21 protein-coding genes are annotated in these 20,524 nt (G+C 35.8%); 6 read left to right on the plus strand and 15 right to left on the minus strand.

The features are described from left to right. Positions 1-58: 58 nt before the first annotated feature. The 3 genes from MHB55_RS18110 to MHB55_RS18120 all read right to left on the minus strand — a co-directional run bounded on the left by MHB55_RS18110 (position 59) and on the right by MHB55_RS18120 (position 3,860). Positions 59-694 carry a FusB/FusC family EF-G-binding protein gene (locus MHB55_RS18110; RefSeq protein ID WP_144540755.1) on the minus strand — a complete coding sequence of 212 codons (636 nt, stop codon included), beginning with the start codon at positions 692-694 and terminating at the stop codon, positions 59-61. A 93-nt stretch (positions 695-787) separates the two neighbouring features. Next, positions 788-1,546 (minus strand): HAD family hydrolase, encoded by a 759-nt coding sequence (locus MHB55_RS18115; RefSeq protein ID WP_340863786.1) that lies wholly within the window; start codon positions 1,544-1,546, stop codon positions 788-790. A 79-nt stretch (positions 1,547-1,625) separates the two neighbouring features. Then, complete coding sequence (locus tag MHB55_RS18120) at positions 1,626-3,860, minus strand: PepSY1/2 domain-containing protein (RefSeq protein ID WP_144540749.1); 2,235 nt, start codon at positions 3,858-3,860, stop codon at positions 1,626-1,628. Positions 3,861-4,113: 253 nt separating this feature from the next. Here MHB55_RS18120 and MHB55_RS18125 point away from each other — a divergent pair, with 253 nt between their 5' ends. Further along, positions 4,114-4,263, plus strand: a complete 150-nt coding sequence (locus MHB55_RS18125; RefSeq protein ID WP_340863787.1) for a hypothetical protein — start codon at positions 4,114-4,116, stop codon at positions 4,261-4,263. On the opposite strand, the gene MHB55_RS18130 is transcribed toward MHB55_RS18125, so the two are convergent. From MHB55_RS18130 to MHB55_RS18150, 5 genes are all read right to left on the minus strand, one after another. Continuing rightward, positions 4,253-4,969 (minus strand): 3-ketoacyl-ACP reductase, encoded by a 717-nt coding sequence (locus tag MHB55_RS18130; RefSeq protein ID WP_144540746.1) that lies wholly within the window; start codon positions 4,967-4,969, stop codon positions 4,253-4,255. The genes MHB55_RS18125 and MHB55_RS18130 overlap by 11 nt on opposite strands. 78 nt (positions 4,970-5,047) lie before the next feature. After that, positions 5,048-5,563, minus strand: a complete 516-nt coding sequence (locus MHB55_RS18135) for a hypothetical protein (protein WP_340863788.1) — start codon at positions 5,561-5,563, stop codon at positions 5,048-5,050. 61 nt (positions 5,564-5,624) lie between these two features. Next, the gene (locus tag MHB55_RS18140; protein ID WP_340863789.1) at positions 5,625-6,113 is read right to left on the minus strand and encodes an HXXEE domain-containing protein; all 489 of its coding nucleotides are present in this window, start codon (positions 6,111-6,113) and stop codon (positions 5,625-5,627) included. An 11-nt stretch (positions 6,114-6,124) separates the two neighbouring features. After that, a complete protein-coding gene (locus MHB55_RS18145) occupies positions 6,125-7,420 on the minus strand; it encodes a DUF4179 domain-containing protein (protein ID WP_340863790.1) in 1,296 nt (431 codons plus the stop codon). Continuing rightward, positions 7,420-7,920, minus strand: a complete 501-nt coding sequence (locus MHB55_RS18150; RefSeq protein ID WP_154309913.1) for a sigma-70 family RNA polymerase sigma factor — start codon at positions 7,918-7,920, stop codon at positions 7,420-7,422. Before MHB55_RS18150 ends, MHB55_RS18145 begins: the two co-directional genes overlap by 1 nt. Before the next feature lie 181 nt (positions 7,921-8,101). Here MHB55_RS18150 and MHB55_RS18155 point away from each other — a divergent pair, with 181 nt between their 5' ends. Then, positions 8,102-8,920 carry a thermonuclease family protein gene (locus MHB55_RS18155; RefSeq protein ID WP_340863791.1) on the plus strand — a complete coding sequence of 273 codons (819 nt, stop codon included), beginning with the start codon at positions 8,102-8,104 and terminating at the stop codon, positions 8,918-8,920. A gap of 36 nt (positions 8,921-8,956) precedes the next feature. Here MHB55_RS18155 and MHB55_RS18160 read toward each other — a convergent pair whose 3' ends face one another. The 4 genes from MHB55_RS18160 to MHB55_RS18175 all read right to left on the minus strand — a co-directional run bounded on the left by MHB55_RS18160 (position 8,957) and on the right by MHB55_RS18175 (position 11,487). Further along, on the minus strand, positions 8,957-9,325 hold the full coding sequence (locus MHB55_RS18160) for a hypothetical protein (protein ID WP_151112637.1): 369 nt from the start codon (positions 9,323-9,325) through the stop codon (positions 8,957-8,959). 12 nt (positions 9,326-9,337) lie between these two features. Continuing rightward, positions 9,338-9,820 carry a hypothetical protein gene (locus tag MHB55_RS18165; protein ID WP_191697855.1) on the minus strand — a complete coding sequence of 161 codons (483 nt, stop codon included), beginning with the start codon at positions 9,818-9,820 and terminating at the stop codon, positions 9,338-9,340. Between the two features lie 157 nt (positions 9,821-9,977). After that, entirely contained in the window at positions 9,978-10,568 is a 591-nt protein-coding gene (locus MHB55_RS18170) for a hypothetical protein (protein WP_144540723.1), read from the minus strand. 319 nt (positions 10,569-10,887) lie between these two features. Beyond that, complete coding sequence (locus tag MHB55_RS18175; RefSeq protein ID WP_144540720.1) at positions 10,888-11,487, minus strand: NADPH-dependent FMN reductase; 600 nt, start codon at positions 11,485-11,487, stop codon at positions 10,888-10,890. A 233-nt stretch (positions 11,488-11,720) separates the two neighbouring features. Between MHB55_RS18175 and MHB55_RS18180 the strand changes: the two genes are divergently transcribed. The 3 genes from MHB55_RS18180 (at position 11,721) to MHB55_RS18190 (ending at position 14,582) form a co-directional block, all read left to right on the plus strand. Continuing rightward, positions 11,721-12,572 carry an SDR family NAD(P)-dependent oxidoreductase gene (locus MHB55_RS18180; protein WP_191697857.1) on the plus strand — a complete coding sequence of 284 codons (852 nt, stop codon included), beginning with the start codon at positions 11,721-11,723 and terminating at the stop codon, positions 12,570-12,572. Beyond that, positions 12,569-14,086: an AMP-binding protein gene (locus MHB55_RS18185; protein WP_191697858.1), complete on the plus strand. Its 1,518-nt coding sequence runs from the start codon at positions 12,569-12,571 to the stop codon at positions 14,084-14,086. Before MHB55_RS18180 ends, MHB55_RS18185 begins: the two co-directional genes overlap by 4 nt. Before the next feature lie 160 nt (positions 14,087-14,246). Then, positions 14,247-14,582 carry a thioredoxin family protein gene (locus MHB55_RS18190; protein WP_151112632.1) on the plus strand — a complete coding sequence of 112 codons (336 nt, stop codon included), beginning with the start codon at positions 14,247-14,249 and terminating at the stop codon, positions 14,580-14,582. 417 nt (positions 14,583-14,999) lie between these two features. Here the strand turns inward: MHB55_RS18190 and MHB55_RS18195 are convergent, their stop codons facing one another. Both MHB55_RS18195 and MHB55_RS18200 read right to left on the minus strand, forming a co-directional pair. Next, positions 15,000-15,416, minus strand: a complete 417-nt coding sequence (locus MHB55_RS18195) for a DUF2512 family protein (RefSeq protein WP_144540708.1) — start codon at positions 15,414-15,416, stop codon at positions 15,000-15,002. Between the two features lie 163 nt (positions 15,417-15,579). After that, a complete protein-coding gene (locus MHB55_RS18200) occupies positions 15,580-17,076 on the minus strand; it encodes a DHA2 family efflux MFS transporter permease subunit (RefSeq protein WP_340844838.1) in 1,497 nt (498 codons plus the stop codon). 165 nt (positions 17,077-17,241) lie between these two features. Between MHB55_RS18200 and MHB55_RS18205 the strand changes: the two genes are divergently transcribed. Then, positions 17,242-18,114: a TetR/AcrR family transcriptional regulator gene (locus MHB55_RS18205; RefSeq protein ID WP_144540705.1), complete on the plus strand. Its 873-nt coding sequence runs from the start codon at positions 17,242-17,244 to the stop codon at positions 18,112-18,114. Positions 18,115-18,291: 177 nt separating this feature from the next. Here MHB55_RS18205 and MHB55_RS18210 read toward each other — a convergent pair whose 3' ends face one another. Next, on the minus strand, positions 18,292-20,508 hold the full coding sequence (locus tag MHB55_RS18210) for a YcdB/YcdC domain-containing protein (protein WP_191697859.1): 2,217 nt from the start codon (positions 20,506-20,508) through the stop codon (positions 18,292-18,294). Positions 20,509-20,524: the final 16 nt, after the last annotated feature.

Here is a 20,524-nt window from a genome sequence, read left to right on the forward strand (position 1 = left end):
CTCCTTCATCTAAAAAATGCTCTTTGACAAAGTTTCTTCCATCAAAGAGCATTTCAAATTATTTCAAACCACTTAAAAATTCTGTTAGCTTAGAGGCGTCTGTGATATTTTCGTTACATCGTATGCTATCCACGCAAATGGTATTTCCTTGTTTCGTAAATGTTCCTTCATTTCCTTTTTTCGAACTCACCATAAACATAGTGACGTCTTCGAGGTGATTACAGATGGCACAAATTCCTTTTTTCACTTGGTTACCATATGTTCCACGTCTTCCATGTAATTGGCCATCTTTTTCGTATATTATATACTTTCGATTAGTACCATTATCGGTGATACAGAAATAGACTGAACCAATTCTTTCTTCTACGCTTTGTTTAGGGGCCTTTAGTTTTTTATCCTTTGGAAAGAATTTTTTTATCGTATGCTCCGAAACCTCTGGAAAAGGAATTACTAAAGTTCTTAGTTCTTTTAAAAAGGCTTCTAACTGTTCCTTGTTCTCTAGGTCTAAAATTTTATCGATTAATAGCTTCTGTTCTTTGTTTAAATCCGTAAAGGCCTCACTGTTTTTTTCTTGGACAAGTTCCTTTAAAGCTTTGATAACTGCTTTATCCTTAGTAACTCCAAGCCCATTCACTAACTTTTTTGCTTGTTCCTTTAGGATGTTGTATTGAATCGGTTGAATGAATTGCTCCATATCCCTTACTCCCCACTCTAATTTTCTAATATATAAATTACCAATCTTTGTTAATAAGTGCAATTAATTAATTTTTCTCAAATACAGTGAGGCTTATGTCAAAATATCCAAAAGCTCAGTAATACTAAAAATTACGTGTGTTGGGATAGCTTCGCTTGGGAGAGATATTACATTATTATTTGATTCCTTTGCGAGCTTAGCTAGGAGAATATCCTCCATTCCTTCAGATCCCGCTCTTGCATTGGACTTTACTTGCTTGAAGTGGTTTGGTAGGCTCCTATTGATCCATACAGTCCTTACTCCCGTCTGGTTTGCTGGAATAATATCGTGATCAATTCGATCTCCTATATGTGCTACAACTGCTTGAAGCTCCTTAAACACCCTTGTATCTGGCTTAGCATAGCCAGCTGTATCAGGGGTAATTATTTTATCAAAACATGCAGTAAGCCCTAAAGCATCCAATACAGGCAGCTGATACTTTAAATAACCATTTGTTATAACTGCCAGTGAATATCCCCTTCGCTTTAACTCCTGCAGAACTTCTATAATTCCTTCTTCTAAGAGATAGATTGAGGTTGGCATACAATATTTTTTCACTATCTCTTCCACATTAATCGGGAGGTTCAGGTTTATGCTATTAGTATATGAATTCACAATTTGTTCCCAGTCATATGCCTCAACAAATTTTCCCTGGCTCAATAGAGTTTGATGCTCTAGGATAAATGCTTCTACACAATCTACAGAATCTCTCTTTTTCTCATGGATGATACGCTGTATCTCTGGAAACACATGACTAACATAAGGGTTTTGCATAATGGTTCCATCCAAATCAAAAGTAATCCATTTATTCATTTTATAACAACCCCAATTGTAAATATTTTAAACCTCTGACCACAATAAAAACCCTCGCTTACACGAGGGCTCGCATTATTTAATAATTAATATATCTTCCCTTTTTAGCAATCTCATGAGCTAGACGAATAGTAGAAACCGACATTTCCGCATATGTCACTTCTTGCTTAGGATTAAATTGATTTTTAGATGTCTCAAATAGCCCGTATTTATTTGCTAGAGCGACATATCCAATGTAATCAGGATTTATATTTTTTGTATCAGCGAAGTCTACCTTGTATATATCATAGTGCTTTGCAGCATGCTCTAAGCCGAGTACTCTAATATACCATGTAGAAAGTTCTTCTCTTGTTACTGGTGAGTCTACATCAAATTTTTTGCCTTCTACGTTCAGAATTTCAGATCCAACCGCTCTTTCAATTACTTGATATAATGGATGCTTTGGATCGATATTATCAAACGTTTGCTCCATTGCTTCATTTTCATAATAATATCTTCCCTCATAGAAGTAGGTGAGAGAATTCATCAGAATTTTAAGTGCATCACCTTTTGAAATAGCAGCATCTCCATTAAAGGTTTTGGCATCCTTCACATCTAAAATCTTCGTGCTAATTAAGTAATTGAGTTCTTCCTCAGCAGTCGGGTGTGAAACAACCACTGAGCTTTGCTCTCCATATAGGCTGCTCCATTTACCGGTCTTAGCATCTAGTGTACTGTAAAGGCTATCGTTGTAGACAGGCACATACAGTAAATCATAATGCTTATTATCCTTCTTTTGCATTTGCTTTGTATAATTTAACTTTACCTTTAAAGAACTACTTAAGATTGCCATTGCCTCTTTCTCAGGAAGTACATCCTTTACAGAAGGCCACTCATCTATTTTTTGTTCATTTACATATAGGCTGCTTAGTGAGCCATCTGCAGAAACACCTACATTAATCATATCTCCATTTACTAGTATTCCATTTACTACTCGAGGGAAGGAGAAGTTATATGTTCCCATTCCTTCATCATAGTATGGCTCGTCAACTGGCATGCTAAAGTTATGCAAGGAAGAAGGAATCCATTCTTTGATAAAAGCTGTTGCTTTCGCTAAGGCTTCCTTTTGAGAAATTGGCTTTGCTACCGCTTGCTTTTCTCCTAGCTCTTGAAGTAAATATCCCATCATATTATGATATTGAACAATTTCTCCAGTAGCTTTATTAATCTCAATACTAGCACCACTTCCACCATTTTTGTGGTTATACATGTACTGAATGCTGTAAACAGTCTGACCATTATAATTTTCAATCTCATCAATTGATTGGATGCTTAGCTTCAATTTATCTGATTTATTTTGTAGGAGCTTTTCTGCAACTTTTTTAGCTTCCTCTACCGTTATTCCCTTTTGTTTTGCAGGTAGAGGTTTCTCTACAATCTTTGTAACCTTTGTCTTTGAAGGAAATTTATCTGTCAATCCATTTGCAGTTAACCATTTGCCAGTTGAAGCATGGACCCCAATAAAATTACCCGTTGGTTGATAAATCAGCTTAACCGTGCGCTCTCCTGACTGGTAATCCACATTCACCTGATATTGAAGCTCTACTTTAACATTTTCTTTTAATTTACTTAATATATCCTTTTCAGACTTAATGTTTTTTACTTCGTCAAAAGTGTTCTTTTCTTGTTTGGATGGATATTTGTAAAAATTAGTGATTTGACCATTTCCAAGAATCGTCACTTCCACGCGGTTATCCGATATTGAAATATCATTTTTGGTTTTTGAGAAGGAGAAGGAATAATTAATAGGCTCTGTTAAAATGCGAGTTGGATAATAATAATTGTTATCACTTTCTAACTTGTATGAGTCTTCCTTCAACAAACTCTTAACGAAGTCTTCTGCTAATTTTCTTGCTTCATCCTTGGAAACCTTCGCTGGAAATAAGGCATCCGATCCAATTGGTGGTGAGTACGAGTAATGTTCGATGTCTAAATTTTCACCAACAAATCCCACGTTGCCATATACTCTTTTTCCTTCAACCGTTTGAGTAAAGCTTAGATTGTATCGAGTTGTCTCATCCTCTGGGAAGTAATAGCTGCCACTACTCATTTGAAAGTCACTACTTTTTAATGAATCAAATTGCTTTGGAAAATACGAGCGAAACTTTTTAATCAAATCTTCCTTCGTATAAACAACCTCTGAAGATGCTACCTGAACTAACGGTTTATCCGGCTGCCCCAATCCCGTAGTTGCCGCGCTAGCAGTAGTAGAAAATAATCCAACGGTCAATGCAGATGAAGTCAAGATGATCCCAAGCTTATTTAATTTAACCAAGATTGTCCCCCATTTTGTAATCTCATATTTTTTATCTATCTTCCCTATGCTTGTCTATTAATTTCCCCTATGGAATAGGTTGCTTGAACATAATTTAGCTCTTAAGTCTCCTCCCTTTTATAGAAAAACACAAACCTACTTATTTATATGCTAGATTGAATCAGAATATTCCATATTTATGATTTTTTTTATACATTAATAAAGAAATAGTTTTAATGAAATTCACTTTGAGGGGATTGTAGTAATTCGAGGAGTGATTGTCGTAATCCAAGCAATGATTGTCGTAATTCAAGCCTGTATTGTCGTAATCTATTGGGGGATTGTAGTAATCCATATCAATATTGTCGTAAACAAAAAAGATCGTGATTTTCATCACGATCTTCATTTAAGATTTATGGATTAGTTGACCATAATCCAGCTGATTTCAGTAGAATTCTTGGATTCATCTTCAGCTGGGCTACCATGAAGTCAGCAATGTCTTCTGGTTGCATAACTTTTTCTGGATTGCCATCTGTAAGATTTAATTCAACTGCCATATCTGTTGCGACAGTACTTGGTGTCAATGTTACTACACGGATATTTTGCTTTCTTACTTCTAGCATTAATGATTCACTTAGTGCGATAACTGCTGCTTTTGAGGCGCTATAAGCACTTGTGACTGGAGCACCTTTTTGGCCAGCAGTAGAAGAAATATTGATAATATCTCCTGCATTTTTTTCAATCATATCTGGTAATACTGCTCTTGTTACATAGTAAACACCCATGACATTCACTTGAATGATTTTAGCCCAATCTTCTGGGTCTACTTCAAGAAACTTGCCAAACTTTGAAATCCCAGCATTGTTTACTAAAATTTCAATTGGACCTAGCTCGCCACGAATTTTCTCAACTGCAGCATTCACAGATTCCATATTGGAAACGTCTGCAGTAGCTAAAGAAACCTTCACACCGTACGATTGCAATTCACTTGCAACTGCCTCTAAATTTTCTATTGATCTTCCCAAAAGTCCAAGGTTGATTCCCTCTTTAGCGAATGCTAAGGCTGTTGCACGACCGATGCCTCGACCTGCACCAGTAATCAATGCCGTTTTCCCTTTAATTGCTTGCATGCGAATCTCTCCTTATGTACACATTTTTCCTTACACATTTAGCGTACCCTCATTCGGAGAAAAAATATATTATTTTGCTTAAGATGGCATTTGCTTAGCAGGCGGTTTTATTTCCTTCACGCTTTCAATCAAGGCAAAAATAACGCCTAATATTAACTGAATGACCCCAAAGGACCTTAAGCTTTCATTTTGCAATCCTATAATTGTACTCACCACAATAATCATTCCAAAAATAATCATATATTTGCATATTACTAGTGGCTTAACATTCCATTCCAAAAGCTCGATTTTCAGGATAAAAAAGATAGCTCCAAATAAAAATAGTAAAGAACCTAAGTATATTAAAAGATATTCCCCTAATAAAACTCCGCTTAGCACAATGACTGGCCCCAAAATTAGCATGAATATACGAATTATTTTGGAGTTAACAGGCTTCTTTACTCTCCTTGTTTTCCTCGAGCTAAGTACCATTGCACCTAAAAAAAATAGCCCCACCCCGTAAACCATTAAGAACGAATTATCAAGCATTTCAACCTTTACAGACATCAAAAGAGAACCACACAGCATAGATAAAACTCCTAATAAAAGTGCCATATAACCTCCTGAATATTTTTACCTAATTATCCCATAAAAAGAAACTAAATGGTATTAATTTTTAACTTAGCAAATACTTTGCTATCAATAAGGCTGTAAAAGCAAAAGGGGTTTGTAATATAAATCCGAGCATTATATATAGAGGTAATTGTTTTCCCTTAATCATTTTAGTTATTAGCAATACACGTATACTATATACGCAAAACGGTATTAAAAGTATAACCGCAGTAATTAGGCCGGGCACATACCTTTGAAAAAAAATACCTTGAAGTACATGACCAATTCCATTCGCTAAAAAAATTCCTCCAACCATCAGCATTAAAAATGAACTAAGAGCCATCCCTAAAAATCTTTTATTTGCTGCAGTGACTAAACATCCCACAGTAACAATCACCCATAGCAAGCTAAAGGCAAGCGCAAATTCTTCTTCTGTTACTTGAAAGGGAAGTGGCAGAATAAATTTCTCTACTGTCAAAATTTCCTCTACATCATGAAGAAGAAACACGATCGGAAACATCCATAAAAGTTTTTTTATTTTTATATCTTCCATTACTTATCATCCTATTTTATCTTGATGCTTATATCATTCTCCAAATAATTAGGATATCCCTGCAATTCAAAGGTCACTGGATTTTCATACATTCCTTTTTCTAAGGTAAATACTTGAAAATTCTCCGTATCAGAGAATCTATTAGATACGCTTAGCACAATATTCTTTCCATTTGTATCTAATCCATTATTAAAAAGAGTGTGCTTATAATGTATATGTTCATCTAGTCTTACTGCGAATCCTTCTTCGCTTATATTTTCAAGCTGTAACGGATACTGCTCGGACATAGAAACAACCTCTTTTTTATCAAAATCTATGACGACCTCTCGCTCTTCCTTTGGTAAAGCGACTAAATCACCAATGACTAAAAATAACTCTTTTGGTTCCTGAAAATAACTGCTTTCCAAAAAAAACGTTCTTTTCGTATTATCTGCACTCCCAAAACCACTAATGGAAGAAGATCCATTTCCCCACATATCCCCATCTCCATCTTGCAATTCAATGGAAAGGAAATCAAAAATGACCATATCGTTTTGGTTATCTGTTTCTATCTCAATAGCAGCATGCAAGGGTGAAAATTTCACTTGTTCAACCGTAAACTTTTGCCCAGCTACTACCACCTCTTGATTAATATTATATTTCTTTGGTTTTGCTATTTTATTATTTAATGTAAAAGGTATTACAAATTTTAGTTCCTCCTGCCCTATAACGGACACTTCTAATTCAAAGGATGGATTAGAATAATCGATTACACTACTCGGATCAGAAATTCTAATCGTGTTCTTTATTTCATTGGTTTGTTCATCTTGCGCAAAATTTGAAGTTACATATACAAGACCCAACTCTTCCTCATTCTGTAGCAGTACAATATTACCTAAGCGATAATCATTAACGGATTGAGGAGACTCTAGGGTATAGGAAAGTAACATTCCAGTTTCATCTGCAATGACACCGTCTAATGTAAAGGTAACCTCGTTTTCTGTGTTGGATACACCAATTTCCTCAAAATAGTTATTTTGAACACTGTCTTCTACCCCTCTGTCGTATTCAATAATTGCTACAATAGCACCTAAGCCAGGTATGCTCTCAAAAACCTGAGCAAAGGCTGGAGAGATTCGGGTCATAAAGGTAAAGCCAAGGAACAGCACGGCTACTGCTGATAAGCTAAAAACTATTTTTGTTTTGCGTTGTTTTTTTCTCTGGGCTAGCTTGATACCATTTAATATGGCACTTCCAGTAGATTGACTAACCTGGATTACCTCCATCTGCTGATCCATTAATTGCTGTACCTTTTTTATACCGCTCATCAAATATCCCCCCCTCGCTCACCCATGAACACACGAATTTTCTTTAATGTATGGTGTAACCTTGATTTTACTGTCCCCTCTGGAATTTTTAGCCTTCTAGCTATTTCACTAACCTTTAAATCATTAAAGTATTTTAAATGAATAAGCTCTCGCTGTGCAGTTGGCAGGGCTTGAAGTGCTAAATTGAGATCTGGGTTAGAAGTATTTTCTTCTTTTTCTACATATTCATTTAAGGATGCTAGCTTCCCTTGTTTCTTCAATGTATCCATGCAATAATTCAACAGTATTCTTACAAGCCATGTTTGAAAAAAAGATGACTCCTTCACTTGATGACGCTTTGTATAAGCTCGATAAGTCACCTCTTGAAGAGCCTCCAATACTTCATGCTCATTTTTCAAATAGATGAAGGCTGTTTTATATAAAACATCACGATGTATTTGCATTAGCTGTAAGAAAGCATCGTCATCTCCAGCGATTGCTCTCCTAACTAGGTGCTCCATTTTCGCTCCCCCTCTTTCGTATCTGTTAGACTCTCTTTTTAAAGAAAACGTTCAATGGAAATAAAATATATTTTTAATGGAAAAAAGCTACGTCTAACGTACTGTATTCTGCATTTTCTCTTCCTCTTCCTTTTATTTGTATGTTAAGATAGTGACCGATTGAAAGAGAGAGGTAATTGATATGAAAATATGGATTATGTATTTGTTGTCCTTAACCATTTTGTTAGGGGCATGCAGCAGTATAGATGAACTAGTGGAAGAAACTCCATTTACAGGACCAACTGAGGAAACTCAACAAACTGAAAAAGAACCAACAAAGGTCACGTCACCAGGTACCATTCACGATATATCTAAATTTGAAGAATTTCCGTTAGTCAGCGTGATTGATGGAGATACGATTAAAATAAAATACAACGGTGCAAATGAAAATGTTCGTTTTTTATTGGTAGACACTCCTGAAACTAATCATCCAAAGCTTGGAGTACAGCCTTTTGGACAGGAGGCAAAGGATTTTACGAAACAGCTACTAGAGGGACAAGATACGGTCTTCTTAGAGTTTGACGTCTCTTATAGAGATAAGTATAATCGTCTCCTCGCCTACATTTACACTGCTGATGGCAAGAGTGTCCAAGAAGAATTATTAAAAGAAGGACTTGCTCGGGTGGCATATATATACGCCCCGAATACAATGCATGTTGACTGGTTCGAATCTATTCAAAAGTCCGCTCAACAACAAGCGGTTGGCATATGGTCTGTCGAGAATTATGTAACAGATAGAGGCTACGATAAAGAGGCGATTGAGGAGTCAGAAAAAGTTACTGAAACAGATTCAACAAAAAACAACGATGCTGATTGTACGATTAAAGGTAATATCAATTCTAAAGGTGAAAAAATCTATCATACACCTGGACAACAATATTACGAAATGACAATTGCTGAAGAGATGTTTTGTAGCAAGGAAGAAGCTGAAGCAGCAGGCTTCCGAGGTACGAAAAGATAACAATATTTTATTTCTTAATAGTTCAAACCAGCCTCATCATTCTGTGATGGGGCTTTCTTCTATATTTAACTCCTTATAAAAAGTATCAACCAATGGAATAATATTAGGTTTGGAATGATAAACTTGGTTTTGGATATTAGATAAGTCTGTATTAAAAACTGTCTTTCCATCATACAAGTAAACAGCGTATCTCCAGCCAACGCTTCCTTCCTGATCTTCATGCGGTATAAATTCAACCTCATTCACTAAATGGAGGAACTCATTGACTTTTTCTTGGTCTTCTATTGTTTTCATTTGTCCAGTACTTCCATCTTCATAAAACGTCTGAAAGGTTTTAGCTTGGAGGGGAGTCTCGACATTACAGCCAGCAAACAATAGAACGACTATTATTAATAAACGCATCATCCAAATGCTCCTTCATTGAAAATCTACATAAAACAAATAGCTACCTCTTCCTTGCTCCCACTCGGCGATTACTTGAAAAGAAGCCCTTCCCTTCAGTTCGCCAGTACTAATTTCGGATAGCTCCCCTTTTAGACCAATTTCTGATTCTAATAGAAAAGCCTCAAAGCTTTGAGGAGCGATCTCAAAGGTGAATTCCATTTTTTCTCCCACCTCGACAACAGGTGCTTTCTCTATATTCTTTACACTCGTAGGTTCTATAGCATGGGTCTCTACTGTCATCCAATCACCATTTGAATCTTTGTAACTCCATCCATAGCCAGACAGAAAGACTTTAATGGGGATTTCTCCTATAGTGACAGCTAGCTTCGGTGGTTTTTGTCTAATCACAGACTGATCCAATTGTTCTTTTTTCTTTATAGATGCTATCTTCTCCCCTTCTCCGGACCAATAAAACAGATTTAGGACAGCTGTCATCACTAAAAGTGCTACCTTCAAATAATTGTCCCCCCTTTTTGCATTAGTCGTGTATTATATACAAAAGTTACCATAAGATATGTTGAAGATAATGACCTTAAATTGCAAAGAAGTCTGTCCGGTCTATATACAAAGGAACAAACAAATAAAAAGGCAGCCCACATTAAATGGAACTGCCTTATTCTCTGAAAAATTTAATCCACATTGAAAGTAAATAAAAGCCTATAAAAGTGAAGGCTTTGATGGAAAAGATCGAATCATTTATAGTGACTAGCAAAAGCTGAACAACAAATAACAGTGTAAATGCTTCCCTCATCCACTCTGCTTTTTTTCTATGTAAAACAATTTGGATTATGATAATTACTAGAAATAGTATAGCTATTATAATATTTTCGTTTGCTATATTGTTCATGAATTCATAAGTAGCAAAAAATAACAACAGAAAATACGGTACCTCCATATATAGCCGGGGTTTCTTTTTAGCAACAACTATCACATAGATAATTACTGCAAGGATACCAAGAAAATGCCCTTTGGTTCCTCCATTAAAATAAACGATTGATAGCGGCATTTGGCTAACTAACGAAAAGTTAAATAAAATATAGGATAGCTTCCACACAAGAATATAAGTAAAAAATGCATTACTAACCCATTCTCCTACTTTTTCTTTTAAAGCAACTCGATAGAGAAAAGAACTTATAAAGACTGCTCCTATTACAATTATCCATATCGCAGGAATCGTTATTCTCCCAATTTCTAAATAAGACATTTGGAACTCCTTTTGCAAAAATAATACTAGTTTTCTCTACTATGACACATTCTTCTTTTGTTCGCAGTTATTTGTGCTCCACTTATCAATTATCTCATCCACCTGAAGAATTACCTATACTCAAATAAAAGTCATTCTTATCGCTATTTTAAACACGAAAAAATCCACACTTCTATTTTCTAGAAGTGTGGATTTTTTACTGAAAAGCTGCCTTGCCCCTCGAGGTCAAATGGTTAAAAGCTCCGGTGGCTGAGGAACTGCCTCCTCACTTTTCTCCATTTGCTTGTCGGGGCAAACATAGGCGCTTGCGCTTTTCTTATTATCGAATTGTTTTTAGAGCAGTTGCCCAAGGAATAACTTGGTCTAACATTTGATTTACAGAATCTGCTTGAACTGCAGCTGGTTTGAAATCAGTACCATTTTCAAAATCAGTAAATAATGATAAAGCTGGGTGTACGCGAACATCTGCAACTAGTAATTCCCCTAAGATTCCGCGTAAATGTTCAGCTGCACGAGCTCCACCTACTGAACCGTAAGATACGATACCTGCAGCTTTGTTGTTCCATTCTACACGAAGATAATCTAAAGCATTTTTCAATGCACCAGTAATAGAGTGATTATATTCTTGAACAATGAATACGAATCCGTCACAATCAGCTACTCTTGAAGACCAAGCAGCAGCACCTGAAGCGTCTCCGCCAGCTTCCCCTAATAATGGAAGTTTGAAGTCAGCAATATCAATAATCTCATATTGAGCATCTCCACGTTTGTCTGCTAATTCTTTCACCCAGTTACCTACTTGTGGACTTAAGCGTCCTTCACGAGTTGACCCTAAAATAATACCTATTTTTAACATTTCTTTTCCTCCTATTTCTTTTTCTTTGTTATTTTGTCCAAAAAGTTTATTCCATAAACTCATACTTATTAGCCTCCTAGTTTTAGAACGCCAAATATTCTAACCCTTATATTTCGAATTCGAGATATACACCAAAGTTACCTCAACTTCATATATCTTTAATTCGAGATAATAATATCATATATAAAACTTAGAAGTCAACATTTCTTAACTTTTAATTTTATTTATACTTTATTTATAATCCAAGTGTTAAAATATAAATATCTAAATTTTCTAATAAAAAAAGGATTGTTTTAATGCATAGATACAACCATATAGAAAAATTGTTGTTTTGTTCAACTCTTTTGAATGAAAAAAAACTTCATAGGAAGCTGGAAGGTAAAACAATTCTTATCACTGGAGCCAGCTCGGGGATTGGAAAAGAGCTAGCGTTTGTTTTAAAAGATATAAACGCCCACCTCATTTTAGTAGCCAGACGCGAGGAGCAACTATTATTAATAAAAAAAGAAATTGAACAATCCAGTGCCAAAGTTAGTGTCTTTTCTGCCGATTTGAGAGAAATAGCAGAAATGGACAACCTGTTACACTTTTTACATCGACAACCTGATGGAATAGATATTATTGTGAGCAATGCTGGATTATCAATCAACCGATCCATTGAAAAATCCTTAGAACGTTATCATGATTATACTCGAACGATGGCTATTAATTACTTTGCTCCGGTTCAATTACTCCTGTCTACAATTCCTTTATTAGAAAAGAATAAGGGACAAATCATAAATGTATCTACCATTAATGCATTACTTCTTCCTATACCTTTTTGGGCAGCCTACCAGGCATCTAAATCTGCCTTTGATACATGGTTTCGATCAGCTGCTCCAGAGTTAAACGGGAAAGGTATCTCGACTACCTCCATTTATCTTCCATTAGTGAAGACTCCAATGATCGAGCCTACTGCCGCTTACCGGAATACTCCTGCCATGAGTCCAGTTCATGTAGCGAATATTATTGCGAAATCCATGTATACCAAAAACAAAATCTATAAGCCATGGTGGCTATTCATTGGTCAGATTGGTTCGTTGATTGGTCGAAGAATTTTGGAAAAAATATTACCTAGGCTTTTACTGAAAAGAGGGTTGAACAAATGATTGGTTCCTTATTACAAGTATTATGGAAGATGGGCCTCCTCTCACCTCTTGGATTATTTAGTTTAATCTCTACTATTTATACAGAAGGTATTAACTTAATGGTTTTAGTGCGACTGGCGGAAAAAAAATATGGAAATAAAATCGCGTTAGTCAGTGACAAGGAAAGCTTTACTTATAGCCAACTAGCTAAGCAATGCGAAGTAGCTTCGATTTATTTAAAAAACAATTACCATATAGGCACTGAGCTACGAGTTGCCTTTCTCTGTAAGAATCATCACTATTTTGTGCAATCTATTTTTGCTGTTTCTCGCCTTGGAGCGAACATTTATTTACTTAATCCTGATATAAGTAAGAATCAGTTTAAACAATTGGTTGATGCCTATAATTTTGACTTATACATACACGATGAAGAAGCCTTTTCACTCATAGACGAGCATCATCTATCCCATCAAGCTATTATTAGTAACTTTGCTAGCAATATTAATGAAAATATAAAAATGAGAGAAGTACCACTCAAAAAGTCCTCTAAAAGTAGTCTCGTCTTACTAACTGGAGGCACAACTGGTACACCTAAAGAAGCAATCCATAAACCTTCTATTCTTAATTACTTAAATCCGTTTTTAACCCTTTTAAAACGCTTGAAGTTAATGCAATACCAAACAGCTTATATAGCGACGCCACTATACCATGGTTATGGAATAGCTATATTGCTTACGTTTATTGCATTAGGGAAAAAAACGATAATTTCCGAGAACTTTCGAGCAGAAAAGTCAAGTAAAATTATTAGTGAGCATAAGGTCGAAGTAATCACAGTCGTTCCGCTTATGATTCATAAATTACTTCAGGTTTCTTCCAATGACTTAAGCTCTCTACAATGTATTGCTTCAGGTGGAGCCAAGCTAAATGCTAAGCTGATAGCTGAGGTTAACAACAAATTAGGGCAAGTATTGTACAACCTTTATGGAACGTCGGAGGCAGGGCTTAATATAATTGCTACTCCTCAGGATTTACAATACTCCTCTTACACTATCGGCCGATTGGTTAAAGGAGTGCGACTACAGACCATCCACAACGGGAAGCCGTTAAAGGAAGGACAGGTTGGTCAGCTTTGTATAAAAAATAAATGGTCTATGAAAAACAAAGGTGCGTCCTGGATAGAAACCGGAGATTTGGGCTATAGAGATCCGAATGGTTATTATTTCTTGTGTGGAAGAACAGACGATTTAGTTATCTCTGCTGGAGTCAATATTTATCCCATTGAAGTGGAACAAGTATTAATACTTCATCCCTCAGTAGAGGAAGTTGCTATTGTTGGCATACCTGACGAGCAGTACGGCCAAAGATTAGTAGCATATGTAGAATTAAAGAGCAGTACTGAGCATTTAACAAAGGACATCTTAATAGAATGGCTTAGCCTAAGGGTCTCTCGTCTTCAACTGCCAAAAGAAATAGTGTTCGTCGATCAATTACCATATACCGCTTTAGGTAAGCTAAATAAAAAACAGTTAGCTTGAAATAGTGGGTATTGAGCTGTAGGAATTGATGAAAGTAAAAGTGAGTCTTTTAACAGCTCTGTTGAAGAGCAAGGTTGATTTATGGAGAATGAGTTTTCCTGTAGATTTCTTTACTTTTGTCTAATGGGTGGCTAAACTATGCACAGAAAGGTGGAGCAAAATGAGAACTTTCGAGGAGTTGCACACAATTGAAGCTGTGGACAGTTTCATTTCCAGCAATCCATTATCCTTTATTTATATTTCGCATACAGACTGTAGTGTTTGTCATGCCCTTTTACCACAAGTCGGGAAACTAATGGAAAATTTTCCGGAAATACAGCTTGCACATATCAATTCCGCAGAAGTGGAAGAGATTGCAGAACGGTTCATTGTTTTTTCAGTCCCTGCGCTGCTTCTATTTATAGATGGGAAAGAATATTTACGGGAAGCGCGTATTGTCCATATGAGTCAATTCGAAGAGAGATTACAGAAGATTTATGAAGGTTATACAAATTAAAGGCTATTCTCGCATTCTGGGGGGATAGCCCTTATTTTTAATTCCTGATAAAGTGGATTCTATTTTGTTGTAGGTTTTGGCTAGTAAGTTTTTAAAAGAACTTCAAATAATTTGCAGAGGAATAAACCAACTGTTGAGAGCTATTTACCTAAGGATTGCTCTTGTTTACTACAATGTCTTCACTTTTTACGACAATCGTGCCGTATTTTACTACAATCCCAGCGGTTTTTACGACAATCCAGTTCCACTAGAAGTTTCCACTCACCTTTTACGACAATTCCTTCATTTTTTACGACAATCATGCCGTATTTTACTACAATCCAGAAGTTTTTTACTACAATCCTGTTTCACTAGAAGTCTTTTCTTACTTTATGTTAAAAAAATCCCTTTCGAATTTCTGAAAGGGATTTTTTAAGGTTATTTTTTATAATCTGCTTCTAAATCAGCGGTTGTTCGAGTGTTTTTAGAAACTACATTTCCATCCAAGTATTTATGGAAGAACCATTCGCCTGCACCGATAATAACCGCAGCGATAAATGAACCAAGTGCAATAGATCCGTTGGCATCTACTAGAGCAACTTGCATATACCAAATAGTTAGAAAGGCAATGATAATATCTCCGCCTGTCGCTATCATATTACGGACATTCTGACTGGAGCGATTTGCCGCAAGACGGAATAATAGAAAGTCTCCTAAAATGTAAGCTAATACAGTTAATACTAAACTAGTCCAAATAGAATCCATAAATGGAACATCAAAAATGAGCGTCAAAACCACAATAAGGACTACTGCAATCATGACAAATTTAATAAGAAGTGCTTTTAAGTGATTCATAGTATGTCCTCCTTTACTTTTGTTGTATTTTTCATGTACCCTATTTTTCTCTAGTTAAATCCTGTTTTTTATGGGCTAAGCGTACTTCCATTACCTAAATAGAACTTTGCACTTACATATAAAAAGCCTCCTTCTATATAGAAGGAGGCCAAAATTATATACTTTATTTTGTTGTTTCTACTTGATTTTCTTCTTCTAGCTTACGAAGTGCAGCAGGGCTTACATCTACTCGTTTTAAGAAGAAGGCTAATATTAATGCGATTATGTTCATAACCAATGCTACAAGGAAAGAATATTGAATACCTGCTAGGAGGGCTTGTTGACCTAATAATCCCATAGATTGCTCAGTAAGAGTAGCAGGGTCTACTTTAGACATCAGACTTTCCCCTTCTTTTGTAGTCACATAATTCATGATTGATACTAGAACTGCTGTACCTATAGAACCAGCAACCTGTTGAGCAGTGTTATTAACAGCTGTACCATGCGGGTTTAAGCGTGTTGGTAACTGATTCAAACCATTGGTCATGATAGGCATCATAACCATAGACATCCCAAGCATGCGAGTTGTATAAATAGAAATAATATATAAGTATGAAGAATCTATTTGTAACGTGGACAATTCATACGTCGAAATTGCTGTAATAACTAATCCGATTATCGCTAAAAGACGTGGTCCAAACCGATCAAATAATTTCCCTGTAATCGGAGACATGATTCCCATAATAATTGCTCCAGGTAGCATCATTAAACCTGAGTCAAGAGGTGATATACCACGTACATTTTGTACATACGCCGGTGTTAAAATCATACCTGAGAACATTGCTACCGAGTTAACAACAGCAATTATAGACGCTAAAGTAAACATCGGATATTTATATACACGCAAATCTAATAGTGGTTCGTCTAGCTTCAGCTGACGTACAACAAAAATTACTAAAGATACAGCTCCGACTATTAAGGTTGTTAATACAATTGGGTCATCCCAACCTGCTGAGCTTGCTGTGCTGACACCATATAATAAACCACCAAAACCAAATGTAGAAAGAATGACAGATGCAAAGTCAATGGTTGCAGTTTTATCCGTCTGCATTACATTTCCTAACTTCCATACAGCTAAGCCTAAACTAATGACTGCTAACGGCAGAATCATGATAAAAAGAACACGCCAGTCATAGTACTCTACTATAAACCCTGATAATGTAGGGCCAATCGCTGGTGCTGTAATCATAACTAATCCAAAAATCCCCATTGCAGCTCCACGTTTTTCACGTGGGAAGGCAACTAGCATAACATTCATCAATAATGGCCCCATTACGGACGAACCTGCAGCTTGAACCATACGACCAGTTAATAGCAGGCCAAAATTTGGTGCTAATGCTGCCATAGCAGTACCTAATGTGAATATCGCCATTGATGTAATAAACAGCGTTCTATTTGAAAACCTTCTTATTAAAAATGCGGATGCTGGTATTAATACTCCACTCACTAGCATGTAACCCGTTGCTAACCATTGTACCGTGGAATAATCGACATCTAAATCCACCATAATGGAAGGCAACGCTACGTTTAAAAGCGAGTTATTTAAAAACGACACAAATGCCCCGACAAACAGTACGGCTAGCATTAAGTACGTAGATTTTCTATTTTCAATATGACTCATCTTTCGTCTTCCCCTATTCTATTTTTCTCTTTTTATTTCATTACTCGAATTATATTAAACCATTAGTCCATTTATTTCAATATATTTATACTCAAGGTTTAAAAACATTGAACTTTATGTTCACAAAATATATACTAAAGCCATCAGTATAGTAGTGGAGGACTTATGAATAAACGTAAAAGACATGTCGCAGATGTAGCCTTAATGCTTTTTGTGGAAAAAGGCATCCAACAAACATCTATACAAGATATTATAGATCGAGCAAATATTTCAAAAGGAACTTTTTATAATTACTTTACTTCTAAAAATGATTGTATAGCAGAAATACTTGAAGGATTACGTTATGATGCTAGCCAGCTTCGTATGCAAAGTCAGGTCGGGAAAAACGAAAAAGACCAACAAGTTTTAACCGAGCAGATTTATAGTATCATTCAGTTAAATGAAGAGCGGAACCTTCATGCACTCTTCGATGCCATTCTTAGTTCTAACGAAAAAGATTTAAAAAAATTGGTTTTACAGCATCGCATATTTGAATTAGAATGGTTAGCCATAAGATTTAAAGCTGTATTTGGAGAAGAAATTTCAGAACACGCCTTTGAATGCGCTATATTATTCCATGGTATGCTACAGCACATTATGTTTACGATACGCATAACTAACGCACCATTCTCACTCCATCGGATTGTAGAGGTTTTACTTGAATACATTGGCCTTATCATTCCCCATATGATTCAACATAATACTTCTTTAATCGATCAATCTACTTTCCATTTGATGCGAATGAATATAGATAGAAAACCGCTAGAAATAAACGAACTATTGGAGATGGCCAAGCATCTTAAAGCAACAGGGAACTTCACAATGGAACAAGAGGATCTCTATGAGGCCATTATTTTTGAGCTTAAACAGGAGCGTATACGTAAAAGCGTGCTTCAGTCACTGCTTAATCCTTTCTTAGTAACCTTTAATGGGACATCTATTAAGGGTCAAACTCAGACATTCATCAATGCTGTTTGGTTTTATTTAAAACTGAAATAATAAAGTAAACTCACCAAGAGAAAATCTTGGTGAGTTTTTGCACTGTCTTTTGATACAGTCTCGATTTCTACAAAACAGAAGAGCCTTCTATCAAATAGAGGGCTCTTCTTTAAACTTCTTTCCATTTGTACAACGTTTCTTTTCGTTATACAGCGTTCTTGACCGCTTTTTGAAAATTTAATAACCGAATCTATAGTCTCTGCCTTTTTTAGACATTTCATGTCCTAAACGGATAGTAGAAACTGCTAGGTCTGCATAGGTTACTTGCTTAGTAGGGTTGAATTCATTTTTCTCTGCCTTTACTAATCCCAAAGAGTCTGCCAACACAACATAGCCTGCGTTCTCGGCTTTAATCTTTTTACTATCTGTATAATCATTTTTGAATATTTTAGATTGTTTTGCAGCTTCCTCTAAGCCTAGAGCACGGATGTACCATACTGATAGCTCCTCTTTAGTAATCGGACTATCCACATCAAAGGTAGACTTGTCTGCTGTGAGTACTCCTAGCTCTACCGCTCTTTCTATTGCCTGATAAGATGTATGCTTAGAATCTACATTAGTAAAGGTTTGTTTGACGTTTTCTGAATCTCCTCCAGGAAAACCAGAATACATATACGTCAAGGAATTCATCATTATTTTGATGGCTTCCCCCTTCGATACAGTTGCATCTCCATTAAAGGTTTTTGCATCCTTAACCGTTAATACTTTTGCTTGTATTAAATAATTTAATTCATCTGCTGCGGTTTTATGAGAGACTTCTGGCAACACTTCTCTATTATATTGATTGAACCATTTACCTGTGTTTGCCTCTAATACTTGATAATCTTCTTCATTAAACTGTGGAGAATATATTAAGTTATAATGATTATTTTCTTTCTTCTGATATTCTTTCATGTAACTCGTTTTTAATGAAACAGACTTCTTGAAAATCTCTTCTGCTTCTTTTTCAGAAATCACTTTGTCCTTTGATGGCCACTCGTCAATCTGTGGTCTATTAATACTTATACCGCCTAAAGTGCCATCGTTTTCTAAATGCACATTTATTTGATCTCCTGAAACAAGTACTCCGTCTACAATTCGAGGGAATGAAAAGTAATAGAGACCCCTAGGATCTTCATAAAATGAATCGGTCGGAAGTGCATATTGGTGAAGATTAGAAGGTAAATATTCCTTAGCATATTGCACTGCCTTAGCTAGTGCTTCTTCATAGGAAATAGCTTTGTCATCTTTTTTCTCTTCTAAATATTCAGTTATTTCACGTTTCATACTATGAAACTGAACTAGCTCTCCTGTTTTCTTATCAAATTCTATATTAGATCCAGAACCGCTACCGTTTGAGTAGTTATACATATATTGAACACTGATTACATCTTGTCCATTGTAATTCTTCGTCTCTTCTACAGATTGAATAGATAGCTTTACCTTACTTGAATCTACCTTTAGTAGATTCTCTGCCGTTTTTTTGGCTTCTTCCTTCGTGATACCATTTTGCTTTGCAGGCAATGCCTTTTCTACAATCATTTCATATCCCTTTTTAGCAGGGTTCTCGGCTAAAAATTCATAGCTATTAAACCATTCACCAGTTGTTGCATTTAAACTAAGCACATCTGGCGTATAAACTAATTTTACATCATATTTATTAATTTCATCCGATGCAGTAATTTGATATTGTAGTTTAGCTGTTACATTATCTTTTATTTTTGCTAGTGCTTCTTTTGAATCATTCAATTTTTTCACATCTTCAAACGTTGAAGATTTACTTGTATTAAAACGATTAAATTCTACAATCTCTCCGCTACCTAAAATAGTTACGTTTACATTCTGATCTTGAATAGCAATTCCATCCTGGACTCGATTAAATGAAAAAGAATAACGAATAGGTCTAGTTAGAAGTTGAGGAGAATAATAAAAATCATTCATCCCTTCTGTTAGCTGGTAGCTTCCGTCCTTGATATACTTTTGTACAAAGTCATTGGCAATTTTTTTAGCTTCATCCTTGGATACCTTTGCAGGAAATAAAGCATCAGCGGTAGTCACCGGCTCATAGTGAAAAGATTCTATCTCAAAATTGTCTCCAGAAAACCCAATACTACCGTAGATTTCCTTACCTTTTACTTGCTTATTAAAAGACATATCATATCTTGTTTTGTTTTCATACGGATTTTCATAGGAATGCATATAAAATTCACTAGCCTTTACAGAGTCAAATATCCCTGGAAAACTCGCTTTAAATTTCTTTAGCAGGTCCTCCTTAGATACCGTTACATCCACTGCTGCAACCTGAGTCATCACATTATATGGTTGTGCCCCTCCTGTACCAGCAGCACTTACAGCAGATGAAAACATTCCAATCGATAAAGCCGAAGCCGTTAATATAATACCTATCTTCTTCAAAAATAGTCCCCCTTTT

Origin of the sequence: Psychrobacillus sp. FSL K6-1267 (genome assembly GCF_038003265.1) — a bacterium.
Lineage (GTDB): Bacteria > Bacillota > Bacilli > Bacillales_A > Planococcaceae > Psychrobacillus > Psychrobacillus faecigallinarum.

Excerpts from the sequence above, each read along its gene's own strand:
- MHB55_RS18150 (WP_154309913.1), bottom strand. The coding sequence starts at position 7,920 with ATGGAGCACCTAGTTAGGAGAGCAATCGCTGGAGATGACGATGCTTTC.
- MHB55_RS18145 (WP_340863790.1), bottom strand. The coding sequence starts at position 7,420 with ATGAGCGGTATAAAAAAGGTACAGCAATTAATGGATCAGCAGATGGAG.
- MHB55_RS18195 (WP_144540708.1), bottom strand. The coding sequence starts at position 15,416 with ATGAATCACTTAAAAGCACTTCTTATTAAATTTGTCATGATTGCAGTA.
- MHB55_RS18185 (WP_191697858.1), top strand. The coding sequence starts at position 12,569 with ATGATTGGTTCCTTATTACAAGTATTATGGAAGATGGGCCTCCTCTCA.
- MHB55_RS18190 (WP_151112632.1), top strand. The coding sequence starts at position 14,247 with ATGAGAACTTTCGAGGAGTTGCACACAATTGAAGCTGTGGACAGTTTC.
- MHB55_RS18135 (WP_340863788.1), bottom strand. The coding sequence starts at position 5,563 with ATGGCACTTTTATTAGGAGTTTTATCTATGCTGTGTGGTTCTCTTTTG.
- MHB55_RS18140 (WP_340863789.1), bottom strand. The coding sequence starts at position 6,113 with ATGGAAGATATAAAAATAAAAAAACTTTTATGGATGTTTCCGATCGTG.
- MHB55_RS18180 (WP_191697857.1), top strand. The coding sequence starts at position 11,721 with ATGCATAGATACAACCATATAGAAAAATTGTTGTTTTGTTCAACTCTT.
- MHB55_RS18200 (WP_340844838.1), bottom strand. The coding sequence starts at position 17,076 with ATGAGTCATATTGAAAATAGAAAATCTACGTACTTAATGCTAGCCGTA.
- MHB55_RS18205 (WP_144540705.1), top strand. The coding sequence starts at position 17,242 with ATGAATAAACGTAAAAGACATGTCGCAGATGTAGCCTTAATGCTTTTT.
- MHB55_RS18130 (WP_144540746.1), bottom strand. The coding sequence starts at position 4,969 with ATGCAAGCAATTAAAGGGAAAACGGCATTGATTACTGGTGCAGGTCGA.
- MHB55_RS18160 (WP_151112637.1), bottom strand. The coding sequence starts at position 9,325 with ATGATGCGTTTATTAATAATAGTCGTTCTATTGTTTGCTGGCTGTAAT.
- MHB55_RS18175 (WP_144540720.1), bottom strand. The coding sequence starts at position 11,487 with ATGAGTTTATGGAATAAACTTTTTGGACAAAATAACAAAGAAAAAGAA.
- MHB55_RS18155 (WP_340863791.1), top strand. The coding sequence starts at position 8,102 with ATGAAAATATGGATTATGTATTTGTTGTCCTTAACCATTTTGTTAGGG.
- MHB55_RS18170 (WP_144540723.1), bottom strand. The coding sequence starts at position 10,568 with ATGTCTTATTTAGAAATTGGGAGAATAACGATTCCTGCGATATGGATA.
- MHB55_RS18115 (WP_340863786.1), bottom strand. The coding sequence starts at position 1,546 with ATGAATAAATGGATTACTTTTGATTTGGATGGAACCATTATGCAAAAC.
- MHB55_RS18110 (WP_144540755.1), bottom strand. The coding sequence starts at position 694 with ATGGAGCAATTCATTCAACCGATTCAATACAACATCCTAAAGGAACAA.